Annotated in this window: 16 protein-coding genes; 13 read left to right on the forward strand and 3 right to left on the reverse strand. The window is 46.5% G+C overall.

The genetic code is table 11. From position 1 onward, the window contains the following. Nucleotides 1–42 precede the first annotated feature (42 nt). Nucleotides 43–1,179 (reverse strand): PQQ-dependent sugar dehydrogenase, encoded by a 1,137-nt coding sequence (locus P2W83_RS13875; protein ID WP_276134347.1) that lies wholly within the window; start codon nt 1,177–1,179, stop codon nt 43–45. A 259-nt stretch (nt 1,180–1,438) separates the two neighbouring features. Between P2W83_RS13875 and P2W83_RS13880 the strand changes: the two genes are divergently transcribed. Further along, entirely contained in the window at nt 1,439–2,125 is a 687-nt protein-coding gene (locus tag P2W83_RS13880; RefSeq protein WP_276134348.1) for an alpha/beta fold hydrolase, read from the forward strand. Between the two features lie 57 nt (nt 2,126–2,182). Here P2W83_RS13880 and P2W83_RS13885 read toward each other — a convergent pair whose 3' ends face one another. Together P2W83_RS13885 and P2W83_RS13890 are read right to left on the reverse strand one after the other, a co-directional pair. Beyond that, entirely contained in the window at nt 2,183–2,743 is a 561-nt protein-coding gene (locus P2W83_RS13885) for a GNAT family N-acetyltransferase (protein WP_276134349.1), read from the reverse strand. Between the two features lie 104 nt (nt 2,744–2,847). Further along, nucleotides 2,848–3,672 carry a DUF817 domain-containing protein gene (locus P2W83_RS13890; protein WP_276134350.1) on the reverse strand — a complete coding sequence of 275 codons (825 nt, stop codon included), beginning with the start codon at nt 3,670–3,672 and terminating at the stop codon, nt 2,848–2,850. A gap of 154 nt (nt 3,673–3,826) precedes the next feature. Here P2W83_RS13890 and P2W83_RS13895 point away from each other — a divergent pair, with 154 nt between their 5' ends. The 12 genes from P2W83_RS13895 to P2W83_RS13950 all read left to right on the forward strand — a co-directional run bounded on the left by P2W83_RS13895 (nt 3,827) and on the right by P2W83_RS13950 (nt 17,985). Then, nucleotides 3,827–4,825 carry a D-alanine--D-alanine ligase gene (locus P2W83_RS13895; RefSeq protein ID WP_276134351.1) on the forward strand — a complete coding sequence of 333 codons (999 nt, stop codon included), beginning with the start codon at nt 3,827–3,829 and terminating at the stop codon, nt 4,823–4,825. A 29-nt stretch (nt 4,826–4,854) separates the two neighbouring features. Then, complete coding sequence (locus P2W83_RS13900; protein ID WP_276134352.1) at nt 4,855–5,673, forward strand: PASTA domain-containing protein; 819 nt, start codon at nt 4,855–4,857, stop codon at nt 5,671–5,673. A 2-nt stretch (nt 5,674–5,675) separates the two neighbouring features. After that, the gene (locus P2W83_RS13905) at nt 5,676–7,544 is read left to right on the forward strand and encodes a T9SS type A sorting domain-containing protein (protein ID WP_276134353.1); all 1,869 of its coding nucleotides are present in this window, start codon (nt 5,676–5,678) and stop codon (nt 7,542–7,544) included. Between the two features lie 3 nt (nt 7,545–7,547). Next, nucleotides 7,548–7,868 carry a rhodanese-like domain-containing protein gene (locus P2W83_RS13910; RefSeq protein WP_276134354.1) on the forward strand — a complete coding sequence of 107 codons (321 nt, stop codon included), beginning with the start codon at nt 7,548–7,550 and terminating at the stop codon, nt 7,866–7,868. Between the two features lie 41 nt (nt 7,869–7,909). Continuing rightward, nucleotides 7,910–8,470 carry a hypothetical protein gene (locus P2W83_RS13915; RefSeq protein ID WP_276134355.1) on the forward strand — a complete coding sequence of 187 codons (561 nt, stop codon included), beginning with the start codon at nt 7,910–7,912 and terminating at the stop codon, nt 8,468–8,470. Between the two features lie 153 nt (nt 8,471–8,623). After that, nucleotides 8,624–9,292 carry a succinate dehydrogenase cytochrome b subunit gene (locus P2W83_RS13920; RefSeq protein ID WP_276134356.1) on the forward strand — a complete coding sequence of 223 codons (669 nt, stop codon included), beginning with the start codon at nt 8,624–8,626 and terminating at the stop codon, nt 9,290–9,292. 35 nt (nt 9,293–9,327) lie between these two features. Beyond that, on the forward strand, nt 9,328–11,304 hold the full coding sequence (locus tag P2W83_RS13925; protein WP_276134357.1) for a fumarate reductase/succinate dehydrogenase flavoprotein subunit: 1,977 nt from the start codon (nt 9,328–9,330) through the stop codon (nt 11,302–11,304). 24 nt (nt 11,305–11,328) lie between these two features. Continuing rightward, a complete protein-coding gene (locus tag P2W83_RS13930; protein WP_276134358.1) occupies nt 11,329–12,105 on the forward strand; it encodes a succinate dehydrogenase/fumarate reductase iron-sulfur subunit in 777 nt (258 codons plus the stop codon). Between the two features lie 57 nt (nt 12,106–12,162). Then, nucleotides 12,163–13,308 (forward strand): Lnb N-terminal periplasmic domain-containing protein, encoded by a 1,146-nt coding sequence (locus tag P2W83_RS13935; protein WP_276134359.1) that lies wholly within the window; start codon nt 12,163–12,165, stop codon nt 13,306–13,308. Then, a complete protein-coding gene (locus tag P2W83_RS13940; protein WP_276134360.1) occupies nt 13,308–14,123 on the forward strand; it encodes an alpha/beta fold hydrolase in 816 nt (271 codons plus the stop codon). Before P2W83_RS13935 ends, P2W83_RS13940 begins: the two co-directional genes overlap by 1 nt. 6 nt (nt 14,124–14,129) lie before the next feature. Continuing rightward, the gene (locus tag P2W83_RS13945) at nt 14,130–16,031 is read left to right on the forward strand and encodes a PKD domain-containing protein (RefSeq protein WP_276134361.1); all 1,902 of its coding nucleotides are present in this window, start codon (nt 14,130–14,132) and stop codon (nt 16,029–16,031) included. A gap of 46 nt (nt 16,032–16,077) precedes the next feature. Continuing rightward, complete coding sequence (locus tag P2W83_RS13950) at nt 16,078–17,985, forward strand: PKD domain-containing protein (RefSeq protein WP_276134362.1); 1,908 nt, start codon at nt 16,078–16,080, stop codon at nt 17,983–17,985. Nucleotides 17,986–18,027 lie beyond the last annotated feature (42 nt).

Here is an 18,027-nt window from a genome sequence, read left to right on the forward strand (position 1 = left end):
GCCCGGTATTACCGGGCTTTGCAAAAACTAATAATGGACTTGTTATTTCTTATAGCTGATCCTGTATATCGCATTAGCATGATCGTCTGATACCAGCAGCGATCCGTCTTTTAGCTGCAGCACATCTACAGGTCGTCCCCAGGCAGTACCGGCTTTCATCCACCCTTCTGCGAAAGGTTCATAGCTTTCTACCAGGTTGCCATTGAGTTTTACAAACATCACGCGGTAGCCAATAGGTTCTTTTTTGTTCCACGAGCCGTGTTCTGCAATGAAGATGCTGTTCTTATATTTAGCAGGAAACATCTTCCCTGTATAGAACTTCATGCCTAGTGCAGCAGTATGCGGCGCTAGCTTGGCAACCGGCACAATAAAGTCACTGCAGGGATGCCTGTCGCCATAGGTCTTGTCTTTTACATCGCCCTGGTGACAATATGGATATCCAAAGTGCATGCCCGGTCTTGAAGCCATGTTCAATTCATCACCCGGATTGTTCTCACCCATGTTATCAGCACCGTTGTCGGTAAACCATAGTTCCTTTGAAATGGGGTGCCAATCAAAGCCAACTGTATTGCGTATGCCACTCGCATACACTTCGTATTTAGTGCCATCGGGATTCATGCGTACAATGGACGCGTAACGCGGGTCTTGCTCTGCATTGTCGCACAAGTTGCAAGGCGCGCCTATGGGTACATACAGTTTTCCATCTGGCCCGAAGGCTAAATACTTCCAGCCATGTTGTTTGTCAGAGGGAAATGAGTCGCTTACCAGCACACGTTCGGGCGGAGTTGCCAGGTTGGCCTCGATATTATCCATACGCCAGATCTTATCCAGCTCTGCGATGTATAGTGATCCATTGCGGAAGGCCACACCATTGGGCATGTTCATTCCTTCGGCTATGGTGTAGCGTTGTTCGGCCACACCATCTTTATCGGCATCTACAAGGGCATACACCTTATTGCCCGTACGGTTGCCAACGAATACAGTACCGTTTGTACCTAGCGCCAGCGAGCGTGCATTGTCTACATTATCGGCAAATATATTGGCGACAAATCCAGGCGGCAGTTTGATATCATTGAGGCGGGGATCGTCTACTTTTTCAAGTGTTTTGTTTTGACAGGATGCATTTAGGAAACCCAGGCATAATGCTGCGACGAGAAGCGGCGGGTACTTAAAGTTCATTGTGACGGTTTTAGCAGAAAAAACATCAAAACTGTGCCATAGATATGCAAAGACTACTTGCTAACGGGTAGTTAACTGCTTGCTAAGCAGAGGTTAAACACATCAAAAAATTTTGATGAGTTTAATATGTGTTTAATCTTTGTGTTGTCAGCAGGAAGTAAAACGCTGACCAACAAAAAAGTCTCTCTCTAATCAAGCATAGTGGCTCTCATTTTTGGGAGCCTTTTTTTATTTAGTGCCAGCCTATATCTTCGCCTGTATGCAACCTGTACTTTTTCTCCATGGCGCCATTGGTGCAGCCGATCAACTGCAACCGCTTGCTGATAAACTTTCGGGCTATAACATCATTCCGTTCAACTTTTCGGGGCATGGAGGCAAAGATTTCCCTTCAGGCGAGCTTTCTATCAAACAATTTGCGGAAGAGGTACTGGCGTTTATTGAAGAGCAGAAACTGGAACAGGTAAATATCTTCGGCTATAGCATGGGGGGATATGTAGGCATGTACCTTGCAAAACACCACCCCGACAAAGTAAAGCAGGTGGCAACGCTGGCAACAAAGTTTCATTGGGATGCACCTACGGCGGCTAAAGAGACACAGATGCTGGATGCTGACAAGATAGAAGTTAAGGTGCCGGCTTTCGCTAAATCGCTGCAGGAACGTCACGCCCCCAACGACTGGAAAGTATTGCTACAACGCACCGTGGGCATGCTGCAGGCAATGGGTGCAGATAATCCTCTGAAAGAGGAAGATTATACGGGAATAGCAACACCTTCGCTCATCATGCTGGGCGATAAAGATAAAATGGTGACGCTGGAAGAAACTCTGGCTGTATATAAGGCTCTGCCCAACGCACGCATGGCGATGCTGCCCGCTACACATCACCCAATAGAGCAATCGAACACTGAAGCGCTGGCATTTTTGTTGAACCAGTTTTTTGCCAACTAGTCGGCAAAAAATAGCCCCCGCCTTAGCGGAAGCCGACTCTCTAACCAAAAAGCCTTTTTATAGTACCAACGCCATAATAATGTTGTCGGCATAAGTGCCTTCGCCTGTCTTGATGAAATTCTTTTGACGGCCTTCCTCTACAAAGCCCAGCTTTTTATATAGGCCAATGGCCTCCTTGTTGCCATCTACTATCTGCATCCAGAGCCGTTCCAGGTAAGGGTTGTCCTTAGCCCAGTCGATGCCAGCCTGCAGCAGCATGCTACCTAAACCTTGCGAGTGGCATTGCTTGAGTACACCGATACCAATAAGACCATTGTGGCGAAGGCGTTTGCGCGAACCACCTGTAATGTCAAGGTTTCCGACGATCTTGCCGTCGACCTCGGCGATCAGTAATAATGAGTTGTCTTCTTCAATAAAAGCGTTGATCCATTCCCTGCCTTTCGACATCAGGTGGCTGAACTCGTCTTGTTCCATCACCTGGTATTCACTTTCGCTAAGGTATTTGCGTATACTTTGCATCAGTTCTGATGCATCCTGCAGGGTAGCCTCCCGTATGGTTACCTCTGTTCCGTCTTTCAGCCTGGCTGTGAAAGGTTCGATCTTTAGTGTAGCGAGCATAAGTCCCTCCTGTTGTATAATAAAGTTAGCACAAGTCTATTTAGCTAAGAGTTAAAAAATTACCAAAACCAACACCAGCGCAGATGAGCCGGGAGTTTGCATATTTAAGGTACGCTGGCGGTAACCGTTTCGGGTTCAAGTGTATCCGGCCCGGCTGTAGCCAGCGGCTTTTTATTGTACTTGATGTGTTTCAGGTTGGCAACAATGATAATACTGATAATGACAAGCAGGAACCAGGAGCTGAGTTTGCCAATGTGCACGACATTCCATTGTCTTTTCTGGTTAGGATATTGCCAGGCACCCAGGAAGGTGGAAATATTTTCTGCCAGCCAGATAAAACTGCCGATGAGCAAAAAGGAAAGAATGATGTTCATCTTGTAGGTAACACCACGTGACACGAATGTGACATACGACCTGCGAAAGATGAAGAACAATGAAAGGATAATGATCCAGCGCATATCAGGCAGGTAGTGCAGGGTAAAGAAATTGAAATAAATGGCGGCAGCAAGCGGGAAGGTGATCCACGACGATGGCCAGTCATGGAACCGAAGATCGAACCGGCGCCATGCCTGGCAAATATAACTGGCCACGCTGGCATACATAAAGCCGCTGTAGATCGGCACATTACCGATCTTGGTATAAGCAAACTGGGGGTAGGCCCAAGAGCCTTTACTAACCTTATACAGCTCCAGGAAGAGACCAATGAGGTGAAAAAGCGAGATCACCTTCAACTCATCAACCGTCTCCAGCTTCAGGTAGACCATCAGGAATTGCATGCAGATGCACACGAGCAAAATGAAATCGTAACGATAGAAAAAAGGAACATCCACGTATTTGGTGAACGCCAGCGTTGCGAAAATGGCAACAGGAAAAATACAGCACAACGCCTGCTGATAGCCGAAGGAAAAGAGTTTGAGTAGGAAATGCATATGGATGTGCAACCAAATGCTGTTCCCATTATAAAGAAGGCTAAAGGGTTTAACGCAAGTTTAACGGGCGGCGGCGGATCCACAGTGTATATAAAACCTGTGAAGCTTCGGTCAATTCTATTACCTTTGGCAACAACTTTTTAGTTATTTGTTCATGAAGAAAAACATTGCCCTGCTCGCAGGCGGATACTCCGGAGAATATGTCATATCTATTAAGACGGCCGGAACGATCGAACAGAATCTTGACAAAGAGCTGTATGATGTATATAAAATAATTGTTACAAAAGAGGGCTGGTGGTACGAATCTGAAGAGGGCAAGCGGACAGAAGTTGATAAGAATGATTTTACCCTCACGCTGAGCGGCAATAAGATAAAGTTCGACGCGGTATACATAGCCATTCACGGCACTCCGGGCGAAGACGGCAGACTGCAGGGCTATCTTGACATGCTCCAGGTGCCTTATGCTACCTGCAATTCGATAGTGTCTGCACTCACCTTTAATAAAAGCTACTGCAACAAGGTGGTAAAAGCGCTGAACATCGCCAACATCGCTAACTCCGTACATCTTATCAAGGGCGAACCTTATTCGGTAGGTAATATATTGGAACAGCTGAAGCTGCCTATGTTTGTAAAGCCGAACGAAATGGGGTCGAGCCTGGGCGTAAGCAAAGTAAAGTCAGTTGAAGAGCTGCTGCCCGCTATCGAAAAGGCTTTTAAAGAAGACAACCAGGTGCTGATAGAAGAGTTTATCGAAGGTCGCGAGATCACTATAGGTGTGTATAAAGTAGACGGTCGCCTGCATACGCTGCCGGCAACAGAGATAGTGAGCCAGAATGAGTTCTTCGATTACGAGGCTAAATATACACCGGGTGTTACCAACGAGATAACTCCTGCGCCAATAGATGACAGCATTCGCGAACAGCTGGAAACAAAAGCCTCTTATATCTACAGGCATCTGAACTGCCGTGGTGTTGTGCGTATGGACTTTATCTTGCAGAAGGGCACAAATAAATTATACTTCCTGGAGGTAAACACTACTCCCGGACAGAGCGAGAACAGTATTGTACCCCAGCAGGTACGCGCCTCCGGCCTTACATTGAAAGAATTTTATGGTTCGCTTATAGAGGACTGCATCAAAAACAATACTTTTTAACCGTACAAACTGTATATTCATAACGGTTTATGTTCAAAATAAGCGAAGAAAGGCGGAGATCATTTAGGTTCAACTTGTTGATAGTGGTACTGCTGTGCATTGTTTGTTATGTGCTGTTTTTTGCCAGCCTGGGTTTCATTACCCGTCACGGCCAGGAGATAAAAGTACCCGACGTCACTAGCCGCGATGTCAAAAGCGCAAAGATCATGCTGGAAAAGATGGACTTTGATGTAGACGTTGATTCCGCTTACGATCCGAAGGCTAAGCCTTTCGTGGTGTTGTCGCAAATGCCCGAGGTGAACGCAGTGGTAAAAAAAGGCAGGACCGTGTTTCTTACTATTAACAAAGCAGAGCCGCCACTGACACCAATGCCGAACTTAATGAACCTTTCGTTCCGCAGTGCTTCTATGATATTGAAAAGCCAGAAGCTAATGTTGGGCGACACAAGTTATAAGCCAGATATCGCTAAGGGAGCAGTATTGGAACAGCTATACAAAGGACAACCTATTCGTCCCGGACAAATGGTGCCACAAGGTAGCCGTATCGACCTGGTGATAGGCGATGGTCTGGGCAACACCGAATTCAACGTGCCTGATGTGATAGGTATGCCTTACCAGGAAGCTGCAACGATCCTCGGAGGTACAGGCCTCCATTTTACTACCATATGGGAAGGTGAGATCACCGACTCGGCGGCTGCTACCGTCTACAATCAGTCGCCCAAACCGATGAGCGAGCTGGGAGCACCCAATCGTATCAAAGAGGGTGATATCATTGATATATTCATTAAACAGGAAGCCACTGTCGAAGAGCTTGAGTACAACAGAAATCCGACAGCTGTCGTTGAATAAAAATGAAAAGCTTTTTCGTGAAACCATATAAACTCTTACTGTGCCTGCTGATACTGGCAGGAGGCCAACAGGTTATTGCGCAGGAAATGGTGATGCCTTTAGAGTATAATCCTGCCGTATCTAACAAACCTTCGAATGATTGGGGAGCAGTATTAAAGATCACCGATGACCCAGTGGTGCCTATTTTTCTTGATCTGCCGTTTTTCGAGGATTTTACCGGATATACGCAGGAAGTGGATAAATATAAGTGGCTCGATAAGCAGGTGTATGTAAACAATACCATGTGTGTAGATCCGATAAGCCGCGGGGTTGCAACATTTGACGCGTTAAACCAACATGGTCTGCCTTACAATCCCAACCTGAATATTGCGTTGATCACGGCCGATAGCCTAACGTCCAAGGGATTAAACATGCACGACTTTGCGCCGGAAGACAGTGTATACATGAGCTTTTTCTATCAGCCGCAGGGAAACGGTTTTTCACCAGAAACACAGGATTCGCTAATGCTGTATTTCCTGACTAAAGACACTGTGTGGGTGAAAGTCTGGAGTGTCCCTGGGACTACTATTCAGTCATTCAAACAAGTGATGATCCGTATAAGCGATCCGTCTTTCTTATACCAGGGCTTTCAGTTCCGTTTTGTCAACAAGGCGTCCATCAATGTAAACGACGATGTTTGGAATCTGGACTACATACGCATCCATGCTGGCCGGAATCTATATGACACTGCCGTTAATGACATTGCCTATACTGTGAATCCGACCTATATGCTGGATGATTACACATATATGCCGTACCATCAGTTCCTGGCCAACCCCGGCAGCGAAAGAGCACTACAGCATTTCTCGTATTTCCGCAACAATTACGATGCAACGCAGAACATTACGTATGGGTATTCAGCTGCCGAAGAAAGCGGCACACCATTAACAAGTGGATCAAGCGCCAATACTGCTGCCGGTGCGCGACAAGTTCAACAGGCTAATTTTTCGGTTTATAGCAATACAGTCCCACTGGTTGAAAAATATAAAGCGGTAAACTTCATCAATAAGTTCTACGTCACCTCGCCTGCCGGAGAGTCTAAAGAGAACGATACGATCGTCAGGGAGCAACTGTTTCATAATTACCTGGCCTATGATGATGGAACAGCTGAACAGAGCTACTTCTTGAGTCAGTTCGTGACACTGCCTGGTAAACTGGCAGTTGAGCACCACCTGAACGAACCGGACACTTTATCGGGCGTAGCCATTTATTTCGGCAGACAAGTACCAGGCGGACAAAACAAATACTTCTCTATTGCGGTATACGAGGACATTACCGTTGGTAGTAACAGTGAAAAGATCATTTACCAGGAAGACTTTTTGTTTCCCGGATATCTGAATACGAACAACTTTTACGTATACAAATTTGCCCAAAAGGTGCCGCTGCCTGCAGGTAAATTCTATATCGGAACTATACAGCCGGCACTGGCTAGCAGCGATAGCCTGTACTTTGGTCTGGATGTAAACAGGGTAGGACCTAGCCACGTATTTTATAATCTGCTGGCTAAATGGGAGTCTTCCAATTATCCCGGCGCCGTGATGATCCGCCCAATAGTAGGACCGATCATCCCGAGCGGCGTAGAAGAGGTGAAACCTAAACAGCAGGAGTGGGCAGTATACCCCAATCCTGCAACAGAAACGGTTAGCCTGCAATACAATGGTGCAGCAAAGCTAAATTTCAACATCGTTGATATGCAGGGCAGAACAACTATGCGCGGCAGTACGAAGAGCGATCAACCAATCGATATTTCTGCATTATCACCGGGCGTTTATTACATTCAATTAGTATCGGGCGAAATTTCTTCTGCACCTAAAAAAATTGTCAAATTATAATTCATGAAAGAGATCACAGTCGAAGAACTGAAACAAAGAGTTGATGCTGGCGAAAAACTGAACATTATAGATGTTCGCGAACCGTCTGAATATGCTGAGGATAATATTGGTGCGAAACTGATACCCCTGGGCAATATCATGAGCATGCAGATAGATGAACTAGAAGACCTGAAAAACGAAGAACTTATCGTACACTGTAAAGCGGGTAGCCGTAGCATGCAGGCATGTATGATGCTGGAGCAGTTTGGATTTACCAACTGTGTGAACGTAAAGGGTGGTATCCTGGCATGGCACGAAAAATTCGGTAACGCAAAGATCAACTAATACTCAAAAACCTGTTGGTGAGGTTTTTGTGCATATAAGTCATGCACGAGATAGAACCATATTATAACTGGCGCCATTTATATACAGCGGAGGAGGATGAAAATTCGCCTTTCTATGGTCGTGAGTATAGTGAATTCGAGTTTTCGAATACCGTCTATAATTATTACATCCATCCGCAGTGGGACGAGTTTGGCTCCCGCACGCTGTATATGAAGGTGCTTTTTGTCGACTATGAGCTCAACTATGCCATCATTGAGCTAATAGGAGAGTGGAATGATGCAGTAGAAAATGATATTATGCAGCTGAAGCGTAATATCATAGACCAGATGGTAGCCAAAGGGCTGACCAAATTTATCCTTGTAGCCGAAAACGTACTTAATTTTCATAGCAGCGACACTGACTACTATGAAGAATGGTATGAAGATATCAAAGACGATGGTGGCTGGATAGTGGCCGTCAACATGCCAGAACAAACCCAATACGATTTTCAGCGCTCTCACATAGACAGGTACATCAAGCTGATGGATAACCCCAACTGGCGTACGTTCCAGCCTCAGCACTTCTTCCAGATGGTAGATAATGCCATGCTCCGGTTAGACTAAAGTCTCCCTGTATTTTATTTTCAAGAATGCAATATGTGGATAACAGCTCAATTACAGGCTGGCTATCATTATGTACGGTGAAAAAATACATTGTGTTTTACTTCTCGGGCGATTATCTTTGCGGGGATTTACTCAAACAAGTTTGAATCTAATATGACCTGGAAAAATTATTTCAGCACTTCCATCGGCAAGAAATTACAAATGGGCTTTAGCGGCCTGTTTCTTATCCTCTTCCTTATTGTGCACTGTTATATCAATGCACAGATCTTCTGGAATGACGGTGGAGAAAAGTTCGACGAAGCCGCCCATTTCATGGGAACTAACTTTATTATCCGTACCATCGAGATCGGCCTTGTATTCTTCTTGTTGCTACACATCATTCAAGGATTGATGCTGTGGGCTAAGAACAAATCGCGCCGTACCAGCCGCTATGCGGTGAGTGCAGGAGGTGCAACGAGCAGCTGGTATAGCCGTTCTATGGGCTTGCTAGGTACGCTCATCCTGATATTCCTGGTGATCCACACGTCAAAATTCTGGATACCTAACCGCGTATCTCAAACCGTTGGTAACGGTGAACTTCCTCTTTATGATATGATGAGGGAAGAGTTCCAAAATATAGGAGTGGTAGTGATCTACGTGCTGGGCTGCATATCGCTGGCATGGCACCTGGTACATGGCTTCTACAGCTCTTTCCAAACGCTGGGCCTGACCACAAATAAATACAAAGCTATCATTAAAGGTATTGGTGTGGCATTCTCTATCATAGTGCCGCTGGTATTTGCCTTGATGCCTATTGCCTTCTACCTGCACTGGATTGAATAACTCATTTAAGCACTAACTTTTTTCGATCTCCGAATATGACACTTAATTCGAAAATTCCTAACGGTTCTATCGACTCGAAATGGAAAACATATAAGTCGACCTGTAAGCTGGTGAACCCCGCCAACAAGCGCCAGCTGGAAGTGATCGTTATCGGTACCGGCCTTGCCGGTGCTTCTGCTGCAGCTTCACTTGGTGAGCTGGGCTATAAAGTAAAGACCTTCTGCTTCCAGGATAGTCCGCGCCGTGCGCACTCTATCGCTGCGCAGGGTGGTATCAATGCCGCTAAAAACTACCAGAACGATGGTGACAGCACTTACCGCCTGTTTTACGATACCGTAAAAGGGGGTGACTACCGCGCCCGCGAAGGCAACGTTTATCGCCTGGCTGAGGTTAGTGCCAATATCATCGATCAGTGCGTGGCGCAAGGTGTTCCCTTTGCCCGCGAATATGGCGGACTGCTGAGCAACCGTTCTTTCGGTGGTACGCAGGTACAACGTACATTCTACGCTGCAGGCCAGACAGGTCAGCAGCTGCTGATAGGTGCTTACCAGGCGTTGGAACGCCAGGTGGCACTCGGTAATGTTACCCAATATTCTCGCCACGAGATGCTGGAAGTCGTAATGATAGACGGCAAAGCACGTGGTATTATCGTTCGCAACCTGGTAACAGGTGAGCTGGAACGCCACTTTGGCCATGCTGTACTGCTGTGTAGCGGTGGTTATGGTAATGTGTTCTATCTTTCTACAAACGCGATGGGCAGCAACGTAACAGCTGCATGGAAAGCACATAAGAGCGGTGCTTACTTCGGTAACCCATGCTTTACGCAGATCCACCCGACGTGTATCCCTGTAAGTGGCGACCATCAGTCGAAACTGACGCTGATGTCAGAATCTCTGCGTAACGATGGTCGTATCTGGGTACCTAAAAAACAAGGTGACAACCGCAAAGCCAACGAAATACCAGAAGAAGAACGCGATTACTACCTGGAGCGCAGGTATCCTGCCTTCGGTAACCTGGTACCGCGTGATGTGGCCAGCCGTGCCGCCAAAGAGCGCTGCGATGCTGGTTATGGTGTAGGCGCCTCTAAACAAGCTGTTTACCTGGATTATGCTTCAGCTATCCAGCGTTATGGCAAGATCGAAGCTAACAAGCAAGGTCTTGGCAACGCCGATGCTGATACTATTACCAAACTTGGTAAAGAAGTAGTGAAAGAGAAGTATGGTAACCTGTTCGAGATGTATGAAAAGATCACAGGTGAGAACCCTTACGAAGTGCCAATGCGTATTTACCCGGCTGTGCACTACACGATGGGCGGCCTGTGGGTAGACTACGAACTGATGACTACAGTACCTGGTCTGTATGCACTTGGTGAAGCTAACTTCAGCGATCACGGTGCTAACCGCCTCGGTGCCTCTGCGCTGATGCAAGGTCTGGCTGATGGTTACTTCGTTATACCTTATACACTGGGCAACTACCTGGCCGACGATATCCGCACCAAATCAATACCGACTGATCACCCTGCATTCGTAGAAGCTGAGAAATCTGTAAATGATAGGATACAGCGCCTGATGAACATCAAAGGCACAGAAAGCGTTGAAAGCTTCCACAAACGGCTGGGTAAGATCATGTGGGACAAATGCGGCATGGCGCGTAACGAGCAAGGTCTGAAACAAGCTATTGAAGAGATCAAAGCGTTGCGTAAAGAATTCTGGAGCAACGTACGTATACCGGGCGAGATCAACGAGTTCAACCCTGAACTGGATAAAGCAGGCCGAGTAGCTGATTTCCTGGAACTGGGCGAGCTGATGTGTATGGACGCCCTGCACCGTAGCGAAAGCTGTGGCGGTCACTTCCGTGAAGAGTCTCAGACAGAAGACGGTGAAGCAATGCGTAACGACGAGAAGTTCACTTACGTAGCTGCATGGGAATACAAAGCAGACAGCCAGTTTGAACTGCATAAAGAAGACCTGAACTATGAAATAGTTCACCCAACTCAACGTTCTTATAAATAATCAATCAGAAATTAGAATTCCTTTATGGAACACTACCATATGAATCTCACCTTAAAGGTGTGGAAGCAAAAAAACAACAAGGACAAAGGACGTTTTGAAACCTACCAGGTAAAAAACATTTCTTCTGAAATGTCTTTCCTGGAGATGTTCGACGTGCTGAACGAGCAGCTGATAGCTGAAAATAAGGAGCCGATCGCTTTTGATCACGATTGCCGTGAAGGTATCTGCGGTATGTGCAGCATGTACATCAACGGTCGTGCACATGGCCCATGGCACCATACCACAACTTGCCAGTTGCACATGCGCGAGTACAAAGATGGTGATACCATCGTTGTTGAGCCATGGAGAGCTAATGCCTTCCCGGTTATCAAAGACCTGGTGGTAGATCGTCAGTCGTTCGATCGCATCATACAAGCTGGTGGTTACATTTCTGTAAACACAGGTAATGCTGTTGACGCAAACGCTCTTCCAATCGATAAGCACGTGGCTGATGAGGCCTTTGCTTCTGCGGCTTGTATCGGTTGTGGTGCCTGCGTTGCGGCTTGTCCTAACGCATCAGCTATGCTGTTCGTTTCTGCCAAAGTATCTCACCTGAATATGCTGCCACAGGGCGAACCTGAAAGCCAGATCCGTGCGGTGAACATGATACAGCAGATGGATAAAGAAGGTTTTGGCAGCTGTACCAACATTGGTGCTTGTGAAGCTGAATGTCCTAAAGGCATTTCGCTTGAAAATATCGCCCGCCTCAACAGGGAATATATGGGTGCTGTATTCGCCGGTGGATCGCAAAACGCTGTATAATTGAAACTTAATATTTTTACAGGCTGCCGAAAGGCAGCCTTTTCTTATTTTGGCCTTATGTATAAAAAACTCGTTCTCCTTTGTCTTTTGTTCTCATGGATATCAGTAAGCGCGCAGACTGATAGCAGTCGGCTACGTATCAGCTTGCTGACCTGCGGAACAGGTCCTGAAGTATGGGAAACATTTGGACACACAGCGTTAAGAGTTACAGACAGCAGCGTGGGAACAGACATGGTGTACAACTATGGTACGTTCGCGTTTGATGATGACTTTGCTTTGCAATTCATGAGAGGCAAGTTGCTGTATTATTTGTCATTCTATCCTTACGAGGCGTTTCTGCACGAGTATGCCAGTGCGCAGAGAAGCGTTGAAGAGCAGGTGCTACTATTGAATGGCCGACAGAAGCAACAACTGTATGAATTTCTACAACACAACGCGCAATCCGAAAACAGGAGCTACAAATACGATTTCTTTTACGACAACTGCGCAACGCGTATACGCGATGCATTTCCGCGCACGTTGGGTAAAGGATTTGAGTTTGGTAAAACGGCGGCAGCTACCAACAGGCTGACCTTCCGCAACATCATCAACCAATACTACTACTATAAGCATTGGGAGCGTTTCGGTATCAATATTTTATTGGGCAGCAAGATCGATAAAGTGATGACGAATGAAGACATCATGTTCCTGCCGGATTTTTTGAGCGATGGAATTGTAGGTGCACGTTTGAATGGGGAAAGAATATCCACAGACAGGGAGCTGATCATTCCAGGGTCGGTAAAACAACCTACGGGTGTAAACTGGCCGATGGTAACTTTTCTAATTATTGGCGTGATAACCATCCTTGGACTTACCGTAAAAAGCCTGAAACCGCTTGGAAATGTCATGAGCTTTTTGTTGTTGTTCATCACAGGGCTTTTGGGTGTATTAATGATGGTAATGTGGTTGGGAACTGATCACCAGGGATGCAGCAACAACACGAACCTACTATGGGCGCTGCCAACAAATCTGATACTCGCTTTTGCAACCAAACGTAATAAAGGTAAGTACGCGATCATCGCCATTGTATTGATGGTGCTTGCACTGCTGCTACATTTACTGCGTGTACAGGAATTGCCACTGCTTCAGTTATGGCCTCTGTTGCTGACACTTATGTTTATCTATGGCACGATTTATAGACGGAATAAGTTGAAATCCTCGTGATGGAACAGAAACTGCGTATCACCGCCCAAAATTTCCCTCAGCTATCCTATCTAAAGACCGGAAGCGGTCCCGTAGTGATACTGTTGCATGGATTTCCGGAGAGTGGTGATCTGTGGCGCGACGTGTGGCCATCCTTGTCCAATCAATTTACTGTTATTGTACCCGATCTGCCCGGCAGCGGCGAAAGCAGCTTTCAAGGGGAGACCGTATCAATTGAGCAGCTAGCAGGGAGTGTAAAACTGATAGCTGATAATGAAGGCGTTCGCGAGGCCATCATTGCCGGTCATTCAATGGGAGGTTATGTGGCTCTGGCTTTTGCCGAGCTCTATGGACACATGTTGCGTGGCCTGGCGCTGGTGCACTCAACTGCAGCCGCAGACACTGACGAAAAGAAGGACACTCGTAAGAAGTCTATCGAACTAATTAATAAGGGTGGTAAAGAGGCGTTTATCCGCCAAATGATACCCGCCTTATTTTCAACAGCATTTAAAGATAATAAAGAGGCGCTGGACAGGGAAATAGTGAAGGGATTGAAGCTGGAAGCTAAAAGCATGGTGGCTTTTTACAATGCCATGATAAACAGACCTGAAAGAATCGCTACTTTGAATGGTGCTGCGTACCCGGTGCAGTGGATTTTTGGAAAAGAAGATTCTGTGATACCACCCTCGAAGGTGATGCAACAAAGTACGCTGGCCGACGTTAATTTTATATCGATATACCCCGGCAGCGCTCACATGAGCATGTTAGAGTGCCCTGAGAAACTTGCCGACGACCTGGCCGAATTTGGACGCTACTGTTATAAGTTAACCCAATAGCAGAACATGAGACCGCAAAGCCTGATATTGTGCATATTGCTGATATTACCGGCAGTTTTCCGGGTTCAGGCTTCTCATATCGTTGGCGGAGAGGTATACTACCGTTGCACCAATGGTGGCACTTACCAGATACAACTTATTATTTACCAGGATTGTTTTGAGGGTGAACAAACTGCCATACGGCAAGACACTCCGGCGTTCATTGGTGTTTTTAACCTCGCAAACGGCACAGGAAGTGTAGGCGAGGTTGATGCTGCGTCCAGTATCGCAGTTCCCGCAAACTTTCAGAATGAATGTGTCAATAATCCACCCACTACCTGCCTGAATAAAGTGACGTTCAATTTTGAAATGACGTTGCAACCTAACGTTCCTTACCGTGTTGTATATATGCGATGCTGCCGCAATGCCAGCATTCAGAATATCAGTCAACCCGGCACAACAGGAGCCACCTACTTTTGCGACATTCCACCGCTAAATGTTGCCGCCTGCAACAGCAGTGCGGTTTTCAAAAATTTCCCACCACAGATCATCTGTGTTAACAATCCATTGCGTTACGACCACTCGGCTACAGATCCGGACGGTGATTCGCTTAGTTATGAGTTTTGCGAGGCCTACCAGGGTGGTGAAGCCAGCATCAATGACCCTAAACCCAAAAATCTGAAACCCAACCTTCCTCCGCCGGTAGTCTATATCAGTCCATATTCTGCCGCCAGGCCAATTCTCGGAAGCCCGGCATTACAGATAAATCCTGTAACAGGCATGATATCCGGCACTCCTAACCTTATGGGCCGCTATGTGGTAGCAGTATGTTGTCATGAATGGCGAAATGGTGTGAAGATCAATACTACCCGGAGAGAGTTCCAGTTTAATGTAACCAATTGCTCAAAAGCAGTAGTTGCCAATATCCCGCAGTTCTCTGATGAATTCAATACTTATATAGTAGAGTGCAATAGTCATACTGTACGATTTATGAACAACAGTACCGGCGGTTTCAGGTACAAATGGGAGTTTGGGGTGCCAGGGGCTACTTCTGATGAATTTGAACCTACGTTCGAATATCCGGATACTGGTACTTATGTTGTAAGGCTTACGGTTAACGAGGGTAGCACGTGCCCGGATACGATCAGCCGGTTCGTGAAGATATATCCCGACTACCGTGCAGATTTTGAAGTTGCAGAGCCATTATGCCCCAACGCCCCCGCCCAGTTTTTCGATCGGTCTTTTGCGACACATCCACCAGTAGTAGGATGGTTCTGGCAATTTGGAAACGGCAACACTTCATCTCTTCAGAATCCAGTGACTGTATATCCGACAGGAGGCAGTTATTCGGTCACCCTGACATCGGAAAGCGTAAAAGGTTGCCGGGATACCGTAACAAAGTCCGTATCGATAGAAGATTTTAAGCCGTTTGCAGGAAATGACACATTTATAGTACGGGGAGAGTTTGTCGATTTTAATGCTACAGGCGGCTCCAGTTATTTATGGACTCCTGCCGATGGTCTGAATTCAGCCACCATTTCAAACCCTCGTGGTTTCTTCCCCGACACCGGTACATTCAGCTATAACGTTCGCATAACCAGCGCAGGCGGCTGCGAAGGCAATGACTCGATCAATGTGAATGTTGTTCCGGAACCCTATTTGTTCGTGCCTTCGGCATTTACACCAAACAAAGATGGATTAAATGATATACTTCGCCCGCTGGGAGCAGGTTACAAGAACATCAGGTTCTTTCGTATCTTTAACAGGTGGGGGCAGTTGGTGTTTGATACCAATCAGTTCGACGACGGCTGGGATGGAACATATAACGGCAACAAGGCCGAAATGGGCGTTTATTTTTGGGTACTGGGCGTAACTGACCGATTTGGACAGGAGCAACAGGTAAAAGGCGATGTTGCCCTTATCAGGTAACAGCAGAAGATTGAATTTGAAACTGAAAACACATTATACCGTTTTTATGACGCATCGGTTCATCATGTCATTGATGAGCTTGGGCTTGTTTTTGCTATTAGGAATTGAAGCCAGGGCCTCGCATATAGTAGGAGGAGAGATCTATTACCGGTGCCTCGGCGGCTCTACCTATAGAATTGAATTAAGCATTTACCAGGATTGCCTTGAGGGGAACGATTCTGCAATAGCGCAGGATGTGCCGGCTTATATTGGCGTCTACAACTTATCTAACGGCGCGGGGTCAACAAAGCCTGTTTCCGCAGCGGCAACCATGAACGTGCCCGCCAATTTTCAAAACGAATGTATCAACAATTCACCGCTCACCTGCCTGAGAAAAGTGACCTTTATTTTTGATGAAGCGCTTCAGCCTAACGTCACCCATAGGATCGTCTACATGCGGTGTTGCCGAAACGAGAGCATACAAAATATCAATAGTCCGGGAGTAACAGGTGCGACGTATTTCGTTGACATCCCACCTATACAGGACAATTTTTGCAACAGTAGTGCACGTTTTAAGAATTTTCCTCCGCAGATCATTTGCGTGAACAACCCCTTGATCTACGACCATTCCGCTACAGATCCTGATGGAGATTCTCTGTCTTATGAACTCTGTGCCGCTTTGCAAGGTGGCCTGGCCGATATAAACAACCCAAGACCAATACAACTGACATCATTATTGCCCGGGCCTGTTGTATATGTTGCTCCTTACTCGGCTGCCAAACCGATGACCGGTAGCCCTCCGTTGCAGATCAACGCTAAGACAGGGCTAATGACCGGAACGCCGAACATTACCGGAAGACATGTGGTGACAGTTTGCTGCCATGAATGGCGAAATGGAGTGAAGATCAATACTGTAAAGCGCGACTTCCAGTTTAACGTTACCAACTGTTCTCGCGCAGTGGTAGCCGATATACCACAGTTTTCAGATGAACCCAATACATACATAGTAAAATGTGACGGCTATAAAGTAAAATTTGTGAACAAAAGCACCGGCGGCTTCCGCTACAAATGGGAGTTTGGAGTGCCGGGAGCCACATCAACAGAGTTTGAACCTGAATTTACTTATCCTGACACAGGAGTGTACATCGTAAAACTTACGGTGAACGAAGGCAGCACTTGTCCCGACACTATCAGCCGTGAAGTAAAGATCTTCCCATATTTCACTACTGACTTTAGTATTTCAGGCCTGCCGTGTCCCAACAGCCCGATGCAGTTCACCGATCTTTCTGTAACCGACTATCCCCCTGTAACAAAATGGGCCTGGAGTTTTGGCGATGGTAGTTTTTCGAGCGAAAAAGATCCTTCGCACCCTTATCCAAGTGGCGGCGATTATAAAGTAAAACTTGTATCAGCCAACGGTAAGGGATGTACAGACACAGCGATCAAAGACATTTTTGTCGAACACTTTCGGCCTTTCGCCGGCAACGACACCGTTATAGTCAGAGGGGAATATGTTGATTTCAATGCAACAGGAGGTATTGAATATCTCTGGATGCCGGCTGACGCGCTCAATTCGGCTACTATTCCTAATCCACGTGGTCATTTTCCAGATACCGGTCGTTTTGATTTCGTCGTGCGTATAAGAAGCGGTGTGGGATGTGAAGGCAATGATTCAATCAACGTATTAGTTGTTGCGCAACCCTATTTATTCCTTCCTAGTGCGTTTTCGCCCAATAGAGACGGATTAAACGATTTCCTAAAGCCTTTGGGTGCCGGTTATCGTGACGTACGTTTCTTCCGCATCTTCAACAGGTGGGGGCAGCTGATGTTTAGCACCAACCGATTTGACGAAGGTTGGGATGGCACCTTTAACGGCTCCGTAGCCGAAATGGGCACCTACTTCTGGGTATTGGGTGTTACCGACAGGTTTGGCCAGGAACAGATGATCAAAGGCGATGTGACACTCATCCGCTAGTAATCTTCGCTCGCAAATTCTAAGGGGCTATCTTTATGCCCG

The sequence above is a fragment of the Polluticoccus soli genome, assembly GCF_029269745.1.
Lineage (GTDB): Bacteria > Bacteroidota > Bacteroidia > Chitinophagales > Chitinophagaceae > Polluticoccus > Polluticoccus soli.

Coding starts and splice junctions, on each gene's coding strand:
- P2W83_RS13875 (WP_276134347.1), bottom strand. CDS start 1,179: ATGAACTTTAAGTACCCGCCGCTTCTCGTCGCAGCATTATGCCTGGGT.
- P2W83_RS13880 (WP_276134348.1), top strand. CDS start 1,439: ATGCAACCTGTACTTTTTCTCCATGGCGCCATTGGTGCAGCCGATCAA.
- P2W83_RS13885 (WP_276134349.1), bottom strand. CDS start 2,743: ATGCTCGCTACACTAAAGATCGAACCTTTCACAGCCAGGCTGAAAGAC.
- P2W83_RS13890 (WP_276134350.1), bottom strand. CDS start 3,672: ATGCATTTCCTACTCAAACTCTTTTCCTTCGGCTATCAGCAGGCGTTG.
- P2W83_RS13895 (WP_276134351.1), top strand. CDS start 3,827: ATGAAGAAAAACATTGCCCTGCTCGCAGGCGGATACTCCGGAGAATAT.
- P2W83_RS13900 (WP_276134352.1), top strand. CDS start 4,855: ATGTTCAAAATAAGCGAAGAAAGGCGGAGATCATTTAGGTTCAACTTG.
- P2W83_RS13905 (WP_276134353.1), top strand. CDS start 5,676: ATGAAAAGCTTTTTCGTGAAACCATATAAACTCTTACTGTGCCTGCTG.
- P2W83_RS13910 (WP_276134354.1), top strand. CDS start 7,548: ATGAAAGAGATCACAGTCGAAGAACTGAAACAAAGAGTTGATGCTGGC.
- P2W83_RS13915 (WP_276134355.1), top strand. CDS start 7,910: ATGCACGAGATAGAACCATATTATAACTGGCGCCATTTATATACAGCG.
- P2W83_RS13920 (WP_276134356.1), top strand. CDS start 8,624: ATGACCTGGAAAAATTATTTCAGCACTTCCATCGGCAAGAAATTACAA.
- P2W83_RS13925 (WP_276134357.1), top strand. CDS start 9,328: ATGACACTTAATTCGAAAATTCCTAACGGTTCTATCGACTCGAAATGG.
- P2W83_RS13930 (WP_276134358.1), top strand. CDS start 11,329: ATGGAACACTACCATATGAATCTCACCTTAAAGGTGTGGAAGCAAAAA.
- P2W83_RS13935 (WP_276134359.1), top strand. CDS start 12,163: ATGTATAAAAAACTCGTTCTCCTTTGTCTTTTGTTCTCATGGATATCA.
- P2W83_RS13940 (WP_276134360.1), top strand. CDS start 13,308: ATGGAACAGAAACTGCGTATCACCGCCCAAAATTTCCCTCAGCTATCC.
- P2W83_RS13945 (WP_276134361.1), top strand. CDS start 14,130: ATGAGACCGCAAAGCCTGATATTGTGCATATTGCTGATATTACCGGCA.
- P2W83_RS13950 (WP_276134362.1), top strand. CDS start 16,078: ATGACGCATCGGTTCATCATGTCATTGATGAGCTTGGGCTTGTTTTTG.